Source organism: Nocardiopsis flavescens, assembly GCF_900141985.1.
Lineage (GTDB): Bacteria > Actinomycetota > Actinomycetes > Streptosporangiales > Streptosporangiaceae > Nocardiopsis > Nocardiopsis flavescens.
Genome location: NZ_FQZK01000001.1, coordinates 419,622 through 433,774, shown reverse-complemented (window position 1 = coordinate 433,774; position 14,153 = coordinate 419,622). Strand labels below are relative to the sequence as shown.

The 14,153-nt window shown below is 74.8% G+C and carries 12 protein-coding genes; 9 read left to right on the top strand and 3 right to left on the bottom strand.

Going from position 1 to position 14,153, the window contains the following annotated elements:
* The first annotated feature begins 165 nt into the window (after window positions 1–165).
* The 5 genes from BUE45_RS02010 (at window position 166) to BUE45_RS01990 (ending at window position 5,726) form a co-directional block, all read left to right on the top strand.
* Window positions 166–630: an anthrone oxygenase family protein gene (locus BUE45_RS02010; protein ID WP_073374279.1), complete on the top strand. Its 465-nt coding sequence runs from the start codon at window positions 166–168 to the stop codon at window positions 628–630.
* The gene (locus BUE45_RS02005; RefSeq protein ID WP_073374277.1) at window positions 627–2,042 is read left to right on the top strand and encodes an MFS transporter; all 1,416 of its coding nucleotides are present in this window, start codon (window positions 627–629) and stop codon (window positions 2,040–2,042) included. The genes BUE45_RS02010 and BUE45_RS02005 overlap by 4 nt, the downstream gene beginning before the upstream one ends.
* Window positions 2,039–3,076, top strand: a complete 1,038-nt coding sequence (locus BUE45_RS02000; protein WP_245832703.1) for an acyltransferase domain-containing protein — start codon at window positions 2,039–2,041, stop codon at window positions 3,074–3,076. Before BUE45_RS02005 ends, BUE45_RS02000 begins: the two co-directional genes overlap by 4 nt.
* A 102-nt stretch (window positions 3,077–3,178) precedes the next feature.
* On the top strand, window positions 3,179–4,765 hold the full coding sequence (locus tag BUE45_RS01995; protein WP_178378423.1) for a multicopper oxidase family protein: 1,587 nt from the start codon (window positions 3,179–3,181) through the stop codon (window positions 4,763–4,765).
* Window positions 4,766–4,820: 55 nt separating this feature from the next.
* A complete protein-coding gene (locus BUE45_RS01990; RefSeq protein ID WP_073374274.1) occupies window positions 4,821–5,726 on the top strand; it encodes an NADP-dependent oxidoreductase in 906 nt (301 codons plus the stop codon).
* 4 nt (window positions 5,727–5,730) lie between these two features.
* On the opposite strand, the gene BUE45_RS01985 is transcribed toward BUE45_RS01990, so the two are convergent.
* A complete protein-coding gene (locus tag BUE45_RS01985; RefSeq protein WP_073374272.1) occupies window positions 5,731–6,618 on the bottom strand; it encodes a DUF6410 domain-containing protein in 888 nt (295 codons plus the stop codon).
* Between the two features lie 214 nt (window positions 6,619–6,832).
* Here BUE45_RS01985 and BUE45_RS01980 point away from each other — a divergent pair, with 214 nt between their 5' ends.
* From BUE45_RS01980 to BUE45_RS01970, 3 genes are all read left to right on the top strand, one after another.
* Window positions 6,833–7,048 (top strand): DUF5957 family protein, encoded by a 216-nt coding sequence (locus BUE45_RS01980; RefSeq protein WP_073374270.1) that lies wholly within the window; start codon window positions 6,833–6,835, stop codon window positions 7,046–7,048.
* A gap of 6 nt (window positions 7,049–7,054) precedes the next feature.
* On the top strand, window positions 7,055–8,263 hold the full coding sequence (locus BUE45_RS01975) for a sensor histidine kinase (protein ID WP_084736761.1): 1,209 nt from the start codon (window positions 7,055–7,057) through the stop codon (window positions 8,261–8,263).
* Window positions 8,264–8,335: 72 nt separating this feature from the next.
* Entirely contained in the window at window positions 8,336–9,001 is a 666-nt protein-coding gene (locus BUE45_RS01970; protein WP_073374268.1) for a response regulator, read from the top strand.
* A 298-nt stretch (window positions 9,002–9,299) separates the two neighbouring features.
* Here BUE45_RS01970 and BUE45_RS01965 read toward each other — a convergent pair whose 3' ends face one another.
* Window positions 9,300–10,268 (bottom strand): cytochrome d ubiquinol oxidase subunit II, encoded by a 969-nt coding sequence (locus BUE45_RS01965; protein ID WP_073374266.1) that lies wholly within the window; start codon window positions 10,266–10,268, stop codon window positions 9,300–9,302.
* Between the two features lie 44 nt (window positions 10,269–10,312).
* Entirely contained in the window at window positions 10,313–11,560 is a 1,248-nt protein-coding gene (locus BUE45_RS01960) for a cytochrome ubiquinol oxidase subunit I (protein WP_073374264.1), read from the bottom strand.
* Window positions 11,561–12,104: 544 nt separating this feature from the next.
* Between BUE45_RS01960 and BUE45_RS01955 the strand changes: the two genes are divergently transcribed.
* Window positions 12,105–14,033, top strand: a complete 1,929-nt coding sequence (locus BUE45_RS01955) for an AfsR/SARP family transcriptional regulator (protein ID WP_084736758.1) — start codon at window positions 12,105–12,107, stop codon at window positions 14,031–14,033.
* The last annotated feature ends 120 nt before the right edge of the window (window positions 14,034–14,153 follow it).

Genomic DNA, 14,153 nt, shown 5'->3' with positions numbered 1-14,153 from the left:
CCACCGGAGCAGGGGCGGTCCCGATGAGGCTCGCAGAGCCGGGTCGAATCCTCTTAAATGCACGCAAGACGGGGCACGAGGGATCCTCGACACCCGCCCCAGGGGCGGTCGAAGGGCGCATGGGTTAGTGGTCTGCGCAAGGCAACCACCGAAGGGGGCGGGCCCATGCTCGTACTAGTCCCGGGAACCGTCGCCGTGATCGGCAGCGGTCTCGTCGCCGGGGTGTTCTTCGCCGTCTCGGCCAGCGTCCTGCCCGCGGTCGGGGCGCTGCGCACACCCGACTACATCCGCCTGCACCGCAGGCTCGGCGAGGGGTACCACCCGGTGATGCCGCTGGTCGTCACCGCCGCGGCGGCCGCCAACCTCGCCATGGTCGTGCTGGCCCCCGACACGCTCGCCCGGGTGCTCTTCGGGACCGCCCTGGCCGGGCTCGTGGGGGTGCAGCTCATCTCCCAGTTCGGGAACGTGCCCCTCAACCGCCGGGTCAACGCGGTCGACCCCGACGCCCTGCCGCCGGACTGGGCGGACCCCCGCGAGCCCTGGCGCGCGTGGCACACCCGGCGCACGCTGTGCGCGTTCGCCGCGCTCCTGGCCGACGCCGCCGCCGTGGCCCTGGTCCCGGTGCCGTGAGCACCGCGGTCGCGGCCGGGCCGCGCACCGGGCCGGTCCTGGCCACCGTCCTGACCGCCGCGTTCCTCACCCAGGCCGGGGTGACCGCGGTCAACGTCGCGGTCCCCGCCATCCAGCGCGGGTTCGACGCCGGCCCCGCCCTGGCCCAGTGGATCCTCGCCGGGTACACGCTGCCCTTCGCGCTGCTGCTCATCACCGGGGGCCGCCTGGGCGACCTGCTGGGGCGGCGCCGCGTGTTCCTGGCGGGCGCCGCCGGGTTCGCCGCCGCCTCCCTGCTGGCCGCGCTCGCGCCCGGCCCCGGCGTGCTGGTCGCCGCCCGGGTCCTCCAGGGGGCGTCCGCCGCCGTCGTGGGCCCCCAGGTCCTGGCGGTGATGCGCGCGGTGGTGCCCGACGGGCGCCGGGGCGCCGCGCTGGGCGCCTACTCCGCGGTGATCGGCCTGGCCACCGTGGGCGGCCCCGTCCTGGGCGGGGTCCTGGTCCAGTTCACCCCCCTCGACGCGGGGTGGCGGGCCATCCCCGCCGCCCAGGCCCTGCTGGGCCTGGCCGTCCTGGCCGGCGGCACGCTCCTGCCGGACCGGCGCGAGCGCACCGGGGGCGGCCTCGACCCGCTCGGGCTGCTGCTGGCCACCGCCTGCCTGCTCCTGCTGCTCCACCCGCTCCTGGGCGGGGCCGAGAACGGCTGGCCGTGGCACTCCTGGGCGGCGCTGGCCGCCGCGCCGGCCGCCGCCGCCCTCTTCGCCGCCGCCGAGCGGCGGCGCGAGCGCCGGGGCGGGCTCCCCCTGGTCCCGGTGGCGCTGTTCGCCGACCGGGTCTTCACCACCGGGCTGCTGGTGACCGTGGTGACGGCCGCCCTGGTCGGCGGCTTCTTCCTCGTCTTCGTCCTGCACCTGCAGAACGGGGCGGGGATGTCCCCGGCGCTGACCGGCCTGGTCGTCTCGCCGTGGGCCCTGGGCACCGCGGCGGCCTCCCGCCCCGCCATCGCGTGGGCGCGCCGCCGGGGCCGCCGCGTCCTCATGGCGGGCGGCGTCCTGATGGCCGCGGGGCTGGCGGCCCTGGCCGCGCTCACCGCGGCCCTGCCCGCCCCGCCGCCGCTGCCCACCATGGCGCTGCTGGCACTGGTGGGGGTGGGGATGGGCCTGGTGAGCGCCCCCGTCCTGGACCTGGTCCTGGCCGCCCTGCCCGAAGCCGACTCCGGCGCCGCCGCCGGGGTCTTCACCACGTTCAAGCAGGTCGGGGCGGCGCTGGGCGTCGCCGTCCTGGGCGGGCTCTACTTCGCCGCGCTCGGCGCGGCGCCCTCCCGGGAGGCCGCCGCGGCCGTCACCGCCTGCGGGGCCGCCGCCTGCCTGCTGCTGTGGCCCCTGCTCCTGCTGATGCCGTCCCGTACCGACGACCGAGGAGGTGACCGGCGATGACCCGGTCCGTTGCCCTGATGTTCCCCGGCCAGGGGGCCCAGCACGTGGCCATGGCCGCCGGGCTCTACGGCCGCGACGCGGCCTTCACCGCGACCATGGACGAGGTGTTCGCGCGCCTGGGCCCCCGGGGCAGGGAACTGCGCTCGGACTGGCTGGGCCGCGGCGGCGCCGCCGACGCCCGCTTCGACGACGTCACCCGGGCCCAGCCCCTGCTCTACGCGGTGGGCTGCGCCCTGGGCCGCTCCCTGCTGGAGCTGGGCGTGCGCCCCGGCGCCCTCATCGGGCACAGCGTGGGCGAGATGGTCGCCGCCACCCTGGCCGGGGTCCTCGACCTCGCCGACGGCGTGGAGCTCATGCTCGACCGGATGGACACCCTGGCGGCCAGCCCCGCCGGGTCGATGCTCGCCGTGGCGGCCTCGGCCGCCGAACTGGAGCCCTACCTGCGCGGCGAGGTCGTCGTGGGGGCGGTCAACGCCCCCCGCCAGACACTGCTGGCCGGGCCCGCCGCGGAGCTGGCCCGGGTGCGGGCCGACCTGGCCGGCGCCGGGATCACCTGCCGGGAGGCCCGCTCCCGCCAGGCCTTCCACAGCCCCGTCATGGCGCCCTTCGTCGCCGAGGCCCACCGCGCGTGGGAGGGCGTGCCCCTGCGGGCCCCGCGCATCCCCGTCTACTCCGCGCGCCTGGGCGCGCCCCTGACCGCCGGCCACGCCCGCGACCCCCGGTTCTGGGCCGCCCAGCCCGCCGAGCCGGTGCTGTTCTGGCCCGCCCTGGACCGCCTTCTCGCCGACCGGGACGCCCTCCTGGTGGAGGCCGGTCCGGGGCAGGGGCTGAGCACCCTCGCCCGCCGCCACCCGGCGGTGCTCGCGGGGCGCGCCGCCGTCCTGCCGCTGCTCCCCGCCCGCCGCCGGGGGCCCGGCGACGACCGGGAGGCCTTCGACCGCGCCGTCCTGCGGCTGCGGGAGGAGGGGCACGCCCCTCATGCTCCCGATGTAGTGGGCGCCGCCCCCGTACACCCGGGGTCGCAGGGCCGCTGACGACCCGGGTGCGACGCCCCGGGCGGTGCCGCCTCCCTACCCTCACCCGTAAGCGCGCCGCCCACCCCCGGCCGCGCGACCCGACACAGCGAGGAAGTGAGCATGGGCATCACCCGACGCGACACCCTGCGACTGGCGGCCGGGGCGGTGGCCGCCCCGCTCCTGGCGGGCGCGGCGTCCTCCTGCTCCGGGAACGGGGGAGGCGGCGACGGCGGCGACAACCAGACCGAGGGGAGCACCGGCCGCCTGCTGACCAGCACGGCCGAGCTGCCCGAGCCCGGCACGGTCCCGCTCCCGGTGCCGCCGGTGCTGGAGCCGCGGTCCACCGACGGCGGCGAGGACTACTACGTCATCACCCAGCGGCCCGGGAAGATGGAGATCCTCCCCGGCCTGACCAGCGACGTGTGGGGGTACGAGGGCGTCTTCCCGGGGCCGACCATCGTCTCGCGCACCGGCCGCCGGACCGTCGTCGAGCACCGCAACGAGCTGCCCGTCCCCGTCGCGGTGCACCTGCACGGCGCCAAGACCGCGCCCCAGCACGACGGGTACCCCACCGACCTGGTGCTGCCCGCGGCGGGCTGGGACGGCGGGCTCCCCGGGGGCGACGTCAGCGAGGGGTCGCGCGTCTACGAGTACCCGATGGACCAGCCCGCGGCGACCCTGTGGTACCACGACCACCGCATGGACTTCACCGGGCCGCAGGTCTACCGCGGCCTGGCCGGCTTCCACATCGTCCACGACGACGAGGAGGAGGCCCTGCCGCTGCCCCGGGGCGAGCGCGACGTCCCGCTGATGATCTGCGACCGCGCCTTCGGGGAGAACGGCGAACTCCTCTACCCGGCCCTGTCCTCCGACCTGGCCGGGGAGCCCGGGGTCGAGAACCGGTACATGTCCGGGGTGCTGGGCGACGCGATCCTGGTCAACGGCGCGCCCTGGCCCTACATGGAGGTCGCCGCCGTCCGGTACCGCCTGCGCCTGCTCAACGCCTCCAACGCCCGCCGCTACGACCTGGCGCTGGACCCGCCGCCCGCCCGGGGGGACGCCTTCACCCAGGTGGGCAGCGACGGCGGTCTGCTGGGGGCGCCGCTGGGCCACGAGCACATCGAGATCGCCCCGGCCGAGCGCTTCGACGTCGTCGTCGACTTCTCCGGCTACGGCGCCGGCGACGAGGTCGTCCTGGCCAACCGGTTCGGCGAGGGCGGCACCGCCGAGGTGATGCGCTTCCGCGTCACCGGGCCCGCCGAGGACGACTCGGAGATCCCGCCGACCCTGTCCGACTTCCGGCCGCTCACCCGCGGCGAGGCCGGGCGGACCCAGCGCGTCCGCTTCGCCCGGGAGGCCCGCAACCCCCACGGCGCCGGCCCCAACATGTGGACCATCAACGGGGAGGTGTTCGACCCCGAGTCGGACGGCATCGAGGTGCCCGAGGGCTCCACCGAGATCTGGCGCGTCACCACCAACGTCCACCACCCGGTCCACCTCCACCTGGTCCGCTTCCAGGTGCTGTCCCGCAACGGCGGCGACCCCGGCCCCTACGACGCGGGCTGGAAGGACACCGTCGACCTGGGGTCGGAGGAGGAGGCCGAGATCATCGCGACCTTCAGCGGAGAGCCCGGCAAGTACGTCTATCACTGCCACAACCTCGAACACGAGGACATGATGATGATGGCGAACTTCCGGGTGGTCTGACCCGCGCCCGGCCGCCCGGCCGGCGCGCCACCACCACAGAAGCGAGGACGCCCCCGTGAGAGCCGTCGCCTTCCCCCGCACCGGTCCCCCCGAGGTCCTGGAGTCCGTCGACCTGCCCGACCCCGAGCCCGGACCCGGGCAGGTCCGGGTCCGGGTGCGGGCGGCCGGGGTCCAGCCGGTCGACACCGCCCTGCGCCGGGGCGCCCCCATCGGGCCGCCCGCGCCCCTGCCCCGCGTCCCGGGCAACGACTTCGCCGGCACCGTCGACCGCCTGGGCGCGGGGGTCGCCTCCCCGGCGGTCGGGGACGCCGTCCTGGGCTGGGCCTGGACCTCCTGCTACGCCGAGTACGTGGTGGTCGGCGCCGACCACTGCGCCGCCCGGCCCGCGGGCATGCCCTGGGAGGAGGCCGGGGTCCTGGCCTCCTCCGCGCAGACCGCGCACACCGCCCTGGAGGACCTGCGGGTGGGGCCGGGCGAGACCCTGCTCGTCCACGCCGCCGCCGGGGGAGTGGGCACCTTCGCCGTGCAGCTGGCCCGGGTGCTGGGCGCCCGCGTCCTGGGCACCTGCGGGCCCGGCAACGAGGAGCACGTCGCCTCGCTGGGCGCCGTCCCCGTCCGGCACGGCGAGGGCCTGGCCGGGCGGGTGCGGGCGCTGGCCCCGGAGGGGGTGGACGCCGCCCTGGACATGGTCGGCGGCGACACCCTGCGCCTGTCGGTCGCGCTGGTCGGCGACCCCGCCCGGGTGGGGACCCTGGTCGACCACGCCGCCGCGGAGCGGGCCGGTGCGCTGGGCCTGCGCTCCCGGCCCGGCGCCGACCGCCTGGGCGCGATCGTGGACCTGTACGCCGCGGGGGAGCTGCGGGTGCACGTGTCGCACGCCCTGCCCCTGCACGAGGCGGCGCGGGCGCACCGGCTCTCCGAGACCCGGCGCACCCGCGGCAAGATCGCGCTGCTGGTGTGAGCCCTCACGGGGCCCGGCGCGCGCGCCGGGTCCCGGCGGCCCACCGCACGGCGGCGGCGACCGCGGCCACCAGGCCGCCGCCGATCACGGCCATCCACAGCACCTCGGGGACCATGTCGACCACGAACATGGGGGTCAGCAGGGCCAGCACCAGGGCCGCGGCCCCGGTGAGGCGGTCGCGCCGGCGGCGCGCCTCCCAGGCCAGCAGGGCGGCCGGCGCCAGCAGGACCCACGCCAGGGCGCCGGGCAGGCGCATCGCCTCGCCCGCGCCCTCGGGCAGGAAGGGCATGAACGCCACGTAGTCCACCAGCCAGAAGGCGACGAACACGAACGCGGTGGCCAGGGCCGCCGGGACCCGGGCCCACCGCAGGGCGCCGTCCCGGTCCCCGGTCCGGCGGGCCAGCGCCGTCTCGGCCAGGTCCACCGCGTTGAAGGGGGAGTAGATCGCGTACCGGCGCCGCCACACCAGGCTCGGCAGGGCCGCCACCTCCAGGCCGGCGTACCCGATGGCCGCGTTCAGCAGCAGCGACCCGGCCGTGTACGCGGCCAGGGCGTCGTGCAGGGGGCCCGAGCCCAGCCCGAAGGGGTAGATCAGCACCGGCGCCTGGAGCACCCCGGCCGGTATCCACGGGCCCAGCCCCCGCGAGAGCGGGCCCCGGGCCAGCCCGAACACGCCGACGTAGGCCGCCGCGATCAGCACCAGGTACAGCGACGCCATGCCCAGGTGGGCGCCGGGGTCCCCGTCCCAGGGGATGCGAAAGCCCAGCAGGAGCAGGCCGCACACGCCCGCCACGATCCGGAAGGCGCGCCCCAGCGGGGGCAGGTCCCTCCCGATCACCGGGGCGCCGGCGGTTCCCGCGGCGGTGCTCGTCGTTGCGTCCGTGCGCGTCATGTCCACTCCTCAGCGTCGACCGCACCGAGGGTCCCACCCCCCGCTGAAGGAACGATCGATGCCCGCTCGGAGGCCGGTCGGAGCAGTCCGGACACCCCGTGTACCTCTCAAGGGTGACTGCGGGTGTCCACCGTGGACGGACGACGGGCCGCTCGACCACTCCCTAGGCTGCGGATTCACCGTGATAGAAGTTGATCCGAAAGGGACGAGAACAATGGGCAACGGGCTGAAGATCCTGGGCGCCTCCGTGCTGGGGCTCCTCGCGGGCATCGTGGTGGGCTTCATCGTGTCGGAGCTGATCGGCGTCGCCCTGCTGCTGGGCGGCGGCGAACTGCCCTCCTGGGCCTCCTCGGTGCGGTTCGTCATCGTCCTCTTCGCCGCCATCGGCCTGGTCGGCGGCCCCATGCTGGTGACGCGAAAGGGACGGTAGCCGCAGGTGTCCTCGGGAAAACCCGGCGAGAGCGGGAGCGCCGGCCGGCGCCCCGAACCGGAGGAGCCGGGGCCGGGCGGGCGCGCGGAGACGGTCACCAACGCCGCCATCGCGGTGGTGACCGCGGCGGCCCTGGTCATCGCGGAGGTGGTGTTCGCCTTCGACCGCGGGGTCAGTCCCGAACCGCACAGCCTGCTGATCCTGCTGGCGGGCTCGGCCTCGATCGCGCTGATCGGGAGGTGGCCGATGGCCACCGCCGTCACCGTCGGGCTGTGCCTGCCCCTGTACTACGTGACCGGGACCGACGACACGTGGGTCGCGTGGCTGATGCTGTTCGTCGCGGTCATGCGGTCGGCGGCCAACGGCCGCCGGGCGGCGCCCGTGGCCACGGTGGTCATCGCCCTGGGGTTCTTCACCATCGGCGAGATCACCGCCTTCGACCCGTGGCGGGCCGCGGCCATCCTGGCGTGGATGGCGGTCATCGTCGCCGCCGCGGAGCTGATCCGCAACCGCGCCGCCTACCTCCAGGCGGTCGAGCAGCGCGCGGCCGAGGCCGAGCGCACCCGGGAGGAGGAGGCGCTGCGCCGTGCCACCGAGGAGCGGCTGCACATCGCCCGCGAGCTGCACGACGTCATCGCGCACAACATCTCCCTGATCAACGTGCAGGCCTCCTCGGCCGTGCACCGCAGGGACCCCGAGCGCGCGTTCGAGGCGCTGGAGGCGATCAAGACCGCCAGCAAGGACACGCTGCGCGAGCTGCGCACGACCCTGGGCGTCCTGCGCCAGGTGGACGAGCAGGACGGGGAGCGGGCCCCGGTGCCCGGCGCGGGCCGCCTGCCCGAGCTGGTGCGCGGCGCGCGCCACGACGGGCTGGAGGCCGTGCTCACCGTGGACGGGGAGCCCGCCGACGCGCTCGGCGGCCCCGAGCCGCCGGCCCCCGTCGGGGCGGCGGCCTACCGCATCGTCCAGGAGGCGCTGACCAACGTGCGCCGCCACTCCGCGGCCGACCGCGTCGAGGTGGCCGTCGCGCACGGGCCGGGCTCCTTCTCGGTGCGCGTCACCGACAACGGGTCCGGGGGCGCCCCGGGCGGGCGCACGCCCGGCAACGGGCTGCGGGGCATGCGCGAGCGGATCCTCGCGCTGGGCGGTGAATTCTCGGCGGATTTCCGTCCCGAGGGCGGTTTCCAGGTGTACGCCCGGTTCCCCGTGGAATGACGGTGGGGGTTCCTCCGGCCGGGTGGGGTGTTTTCGATGCGAACCAGCGCTGTGCGCGAGGGAAGGCGAGATGTGGTCAACGTTCTGATCGCCGACGACCAGACCCTGGTCCGGGCGGGCTTTCGGTCCATACTCGACGGCGAGGACGACATCTCCGTCATCGCCGAGGCGGGTGACGGGCTGGAGGCGGTGGAGATCGCCCTCCGGGAGCGGCCCGACGTGGTCCTGATGGACATCCGGATGCCCGGGGTCGACGGGCTGGAGGCGACCCGCCGGATCGTGGCGGACCCCCGGTCGGAGGGGGTGCGCATCGTCATCCTCACGACGTTCGACCTGGACGAGTACGTGTACTCGGCGCTGCGCTCGGGGGCCAGCGGGTTCCTGGTCAAGGACACCGAGCCCATGGAGCTGATCCACTGCGTGCGGGTGGCCGCGCGCGGGGACTCCCTGCTGTCGCCGGGGGTCACCCGGCGCCTGATCGCCGAGTTCGTCGACCGGATCAAGGAGCCGCCGCCCGCCACGCGGCTCAACAGCCTGACCGAGCGCGAGCGCGAGGTGCTGGCGGGGATCGCGGAGGGCCTGAGCAACGACGAGCTGGCCCGCAGGCTGGTCGTCTCCACGGCCACCGCCAAGACGCACGTCAGCCGGGTGCTGGCCAAGCTGGGGGCCCGCGACCGGGCGCAGCTGGTGGTCATCGCCTACGAGAGCGGCGTGGTGCGGCCCGGCTGGCTCTCCTGAGGACGCCCCGCACGCGGGAGCCGGTGGGGGATCGTCCGGGAGGGGTGGGAAGGCCCGGCCGGGCGTCCCCCGCGCGCGGGGGCGGCGTGACCGCCCGAGAGCGCCCGGAACGCGTGATCGGGCGTCCCGCACACGCGCGGGTGGCGGGAAACCGCCGGGGAGGGGCGGACCCTCCTGACGGCGGCCCGCAGGTGAGTGGTGGCGGGCAAGCCCTCCGGGAGTGGCGGGGACCGGGTGCCCGGGTGCCCCGCAGGGGAGGGGGCGGCGGCCGGACGACCGGCCGCCGCCCCCTCGCGGTTCAGCGCCCGGCCGGGACCGGCGGCGGGGTGACGAAGAACCCGTGGTCGGGTGCGGGGCGGCGCAGCATGCGGTAGAGCGCCACCTGGCCCACCACCATCAGCGGCAGGAGCGGGACGACGGCCGCCCCGACCAGGACGAGCGTCCCCGGCGGGGCCGGGTCCAGGGGCAGGACCAGGGCGGTGCCCACCAGCACGGGCACCGCGCCCAGGGCCAGGGCGGAGGTGTGCCGGGACAGGTGGGGGCCCGACACCCCGCTGGTCGCGCCCACCGCGGCCAGGACCGCCGCCGCGGCGGCCAGCGCGAACCAGGGCCGCCCCAGGTCGGCGCCGGTGAAGGGCACCGCGGCGAGCACGGCGGCCAGGAGGCCGGCGCCCAGGGCGGTCCGCGCCAGCAGCCGGGTGAGCCGCGCGGCCTCGTCGGCGCCGGCCGCCGATGCCGAGGGGCCGGCCGGGACCAGGCGCTCGGCGCCGAAGGCCGCCCCCCGCAGCAGGAACAGGGCGACCACCGCGGCGGCGCAGGCGAGCGCGAAGGGCGTCAGGGGGCGCCCGCCGGAGAGCAGGCCGCCCACCGCCAGGCCCCAGCACACCGCCAGCGTCCAGCTGCCGCCCACCAGGGCGGCGTCGCAGGCCGAGCGCCAGCGGTCGGTGTCGACCCGGGCGCGCGCCCACAGGCCCGCGTCGCGCATGATCCACCCGAACGCCAGGACGGTGAACACGGCCCACATGCCGCCGCCGCCGAACAGGACGCCCTTGAGTGCGGGGAAGAGCCCGGCGACGACGCCGATCGCGGCCACCAGCCACACCTCGGTGCCCAGGAAGTAGGGGGCGATCGCCGACACCAGCCGGCGCCGCTCCGCGGGGGTGCGGGCGAGCCGGGGCGCGGCCATGCCCAGCCCGATGTCGCAGCCGGCGAGGACGAAGTAGCCGACGATCAGAACGGTCAACAGGAGTACGGGAAGAAGGTCCATACGGGTGTGTCCCTAGGGTCGTGGGTGTCCGGGGGGACGCGGTCTCACAGGGGCGTCACCGGGTCCCGCCGCTCGTCGCCGTCGGCCTCGGGGGCGCGCAGCGGTCCCGCGTCGGGGCCCAGGCGGGCGAACCGCACGAGCAGCCATGCGGTGGTGATCCCCAGGACGGCGAAGGCGGCCGTGAAGAGGGTGAACGAGGCCCCCGCCGCCAGCGGCGACATCTCGGTCAGGGCGTCGGCGGTGGTCAGGTGGTGGCGCACGGTCCAGGGCTGGCGCTCGGTCTCGCGGAAGACCCACCCGCCCACGCTGGCCGCGTAGGGGAAGAGCGGCATGACCGCCGCCACGCGCAGGTGCCAGCGCCAGCGGCCCAGCCCGCCGGCCATCCACACCAGGGCGGTGACCAGGCCCAGGAGGGCCATGACGGCCCAGGACAGCATCATCAGCAGGTCCCCGGAGATGCCGATCAGGTGCGCGGTGCTCGTGTCCCCGTAGGCCGACTCGATCCCCTCGATCTCGGCCGGGGTGTAGCTCTGCCCGCTGGTGGGGGGCTCCTGCCCGTACATGACGAACTGGGTCCCGCCGGTGACCACCGTGGGGACCAGCCCGACGAGCACCAGGACGGTGCCGGTCCGCAGCGCCCGTGCGAAGAGCCCGTCGGGGTCGCGCCGCCGGCGCAGGTGGTAGGCGGACACGGCCATGACGACGGCGCCGCCCATGAGCAGGGCCGACACGCAGATGTGCGCGAAGGCCAGGGTCGCCGACGGGTTGGCCATCAGGGCCGCGGGGTCGTCGAGCACGGCGGCGCCGTCGCGGACCGAGAAGCCGGCGGGCCACTTCAGCAGGCCGTTGGAGACCATCACCCAGTACGCGGACAGGTAGGCGGTGAGGGTGACGACCAGGAAGCAGGACCAGTGCGCCCACCGGCCCATCCGGTCCCAGCCGAAGATCCACAGGCCCAGGAAGGTCGACTCCACGAAGAACGCGGCCATCGTCTCGATCGCCAGCGGGGCGCCGAAGGCGTAGCCGAACATGTCGTGCAGCCCGGACCAGTTGAGCGTCAGCTGGAGTTCCATGACCAGGCCGGACAGGATGCCCATCGCGTAGTTGACCAGGTACAGGCCGCCCCAGAACCGCACGGCGCGCATCCCGGTGGAGTCCACGCGCAGGAGCGCTCTGAGCTGGCCGAACAGCACGTACGGGGCCATGCCCAGGGTGAAGGCCACGAACATGTAGTGGGTCGCCGCGGTCAGCGCGAACTGCACCCTCGCCAGCAGCAGGGGGTCTTCGAACATCGGTGGGCCTCACGCCTAGGGAACGCTCGTCGCCGCCATGGTCATCGGCGGGTCGGGGGCCGTGCATCCCCCCGGAGGCTGCACCCGGTGTACAGCTTCGGAGTGGTACACCAGAAACCTTCGTACGTCCTCGGATGTACGACAAACACGCAGAGGTTGACGTACCGTTTCCGAACGATGGCTTTCGGTTGGGACCTTCGACCTACGGGTAACCAGCCAGATGTGCGGTCCGCCCCTGCCCCCCGGCGCCCACTGCGGAGACGCGGTCGTTCGGCCGCCGGCGGAGAGGGGGAGTGGCGCGGAACGGAGTCCCAAAAATAGCCGGGGACCGGGACTAGAATTCCTCAAGCGGTCTGTTCGATACTTTGTACCGTGTCCGACTTTTCACATGATGTCGGGTTGATATCTTCGATGCTTTCCCGGGCGTGCGCCTGAGTGTGCGCCCTGGTCTGCTTTTCTCTTTTTGCGCCGGGGGATCGACCGGAAGGGGGTAGTCGACACTTTTTTCTTGCCTATGTGAGTTCTTAACGATCAGAAGGTGGGCATGTCTCGTCCAGCTCAGTACAGAGACTCGGCAATCCTGGACAACCCGCGCGGCGAGACCCGCCGCGACGAAGACCCCCCTGGTCCCCGCACCCCCACTCACATCGAGTTCCGGCTGCTGGGACCCCTGGAGATCCACGTGGACGGCCATGAGGTGACGCCCAGCGCACCCAAGCTCCGTCAAGTACTCGCGCTCCTGCTCCTGCGGCGCGAATCCCTCGTCCAGACATCGGAACTCATCGACGAATTGTGGCACGGCGCGCCCCCGCCGAGCGCTATCCCCACCCTCCAGACCTACGTTTACAAGCTGCGGAAGATTCTCGGTTCCGTCGGCGCGAACGTCGATATTCGCACCCGCACCTCGGGTTACGTCGTCCATGCCCCCGACGCCGTCGTCGACGTATCCCGATTCGAGATCTGCGTCGACCGGGGAATCCGGGAATTCACCTCCGGAGAGCTGGAGTGCTCCGTCTCCCGCCTCGGCGAGGGCCTGTCCGTGTGGCGCGGCCCCGCCCTGGCCGACGTGGAGCGGGGGGAGATCCTGGCCCCCCTGGTCGCGCGCCTGGAGGAGGAGAGGATGCGCGCCCTGGAGATGCGCATCGAGGGGGAGATCCGGCTGGGCCGCTGCGAGGCCCTGGTGGGGGAGCTGCGCTCGCTCACCGTCGACCACCCCCTCCACGAGGGCCTGCACGCCAAGCTCATGCTCGCCCTCAGCGGGGCGGGGCGGCGCTACGAGGCCCTGGACGTGTACCGGTCCCTGCGCGACACCCTCGTGCGGGAGCTGGGCGTGGAGCCCTCCACCGAGATCCGCGCCATCCACCAGGGGCTGCTCATGAGCGGGCCCGACGAGGCCGAGCCGGCCCCGGCCGCGCCGCGCCGCGGCTACGGCTCCCCGGTCCGGACCCCGGCCCAGATCCCGCCGGACGCCCCGCACTTCCAGGGCTACGGCGGCGAACTCCGCACGGTCGAGGGCTGTTTCCCCGGGAAGGGCGCGGACACCGCCATCCGCGTCGTCTCGATCACGGGGATGCCCGGGGTGGGCAAGACCGCCTTGGCCGTGCACGCCGCGCACCGCCTCCGCGGGCGGTTCGAGGACGGGCAGCTCTTCGCCCGGCTGGGCGGGGACCGGGCCGACCCCGTGGACCCCGGGTCGGTCCTGCGGGGGTTCCTGGTCTCGCTGGGCGTGGCCGCGGAGCAGATCCCCGACGGGCTGGAGGAGCGGGCGAAGCTCTTCCGCACCTGTACGTCCGGCCAGCGCGTCCTCATCGTGCTGGACAACGCCGCCTCCGCGGACCAGGTCGAGCACCTCGTCCCCGGCGGCCCCCAGTGCGGGGTCATCGTCACCAGCAGGCCGCACATCCTGCACGACTCTTGCGTGGTGTCCCTGCACGGGCTCGACCGGTCCGACGCCATCGAGCTGTTCAAGGGGATCGTCGGCGAGCGCAGGGTCGCCCGCGAGGCCCGGGAGGCCGAGCAGATCGTCCGCTCCTGCGGCGGGCTGCCGCTGGCCATCAAGGTCGTGGGGGCGCGGCTGGCCGCCGTCCCCGGACTGCCCCTGGCCAGCATCTCCCGCGAGCTGTGCAACGCCGACCGGCGCCTGGACGCCCTGCGCTTCCAGGGGCTGGACCTGCGGGCCCGCTACCACAGCAGCTACATGCACCTGCATGTGCAGGAGGCCGGACTCCTGCGGCTGCTGAGCATCCTGCCGGAGAACGTCTTCACGGCGGAGCGCGCGGCCAGGCTGCTGAACTGCTCGGTGGAGGAGGTCGAACCGCTCCTGTCCTCGCTGGTCGAGAATCGGTTCCTCCAGGTCTGGGAGAAGGCCGGCGGTTCGGAGGTGCTGTACTACTTCCACGAGCTCATCCGGCTCTACGCGCGCGAGCGGATGAAGAGGGAGAACGGGGGACGGGCGGCGGGGACACCGCGCTGACCGGACGATCCGCCCGTCCCGCCCCCCTGACCGGGCCGGACCGCTGACGCGGTCCGGCCCGGCCGCATTTCTCCCTGTCCGGTGCGGTCGCTGCCGACATTACGGGACGAAGGCCACCCG

Excerpts from the sequence above, each read along its gene's own strand:
- BUE45_RS02010 (WP_073374279.1), top strand. The coding sequence starts at position 166 with ATGCTCGTACTAGTCCCGGGAACCGTCGCCGTGATCGGCAGCGGTCTC.
- BUE45_RS02000 (WP_245832703.1), top strand. The coding sequence starts at position 2,039 with ATGACCCGGTCCGTTGCCCTGATGTTCCCCGGCCAGGGGGCCCAGCAC.
- BUE45_RS01995 (WP_178378423.1), top strand. The coding sequence starts at position 3,179 with ATGGGCATCACCCGACGCGACACCCTGCGACTGGCGGCCGGGGCGGTG.
- BUE45_RS01985 (WP_073374272.1), bottom strand. The coding sequence starts at position 6,618 with ATGACGCGCACGGACGCAACGACGAGCACCGCCGCGGGAACCGCCGGC.
- BUE45_RS01980 (WP_073374270.1), top strand. The coding sequence starts at position 6,833 with ATGGGCAACGGGCTGAAGATCCTGGGCGCCTCCGTGCTGGGGCTCCTC.
- BUE45_RS01965 (WP_073374266.1), bottom strand. The coding sequence starts at position 10,268 with ATGGACCTTCTTCCCGTACTCCTGTTGACCGTTCTGATCGTCGGCTAC.
- BUE45_RS01960 (WP_073374264.1), bottom strand. The coding sequence starts at position 11,560 with ATGTTCGAAGACCCCCTGCTGCTGGCGAGGGTGCAGTTCGCGCTGACC.
- BUE45_RS01955 (WP_084736758.1), top strand. The coding sequence starts at position 12,105 with ATGTCTCGTCCAGCTCAGTACAGAGACTCGGCAATCCTGGACAACCCG.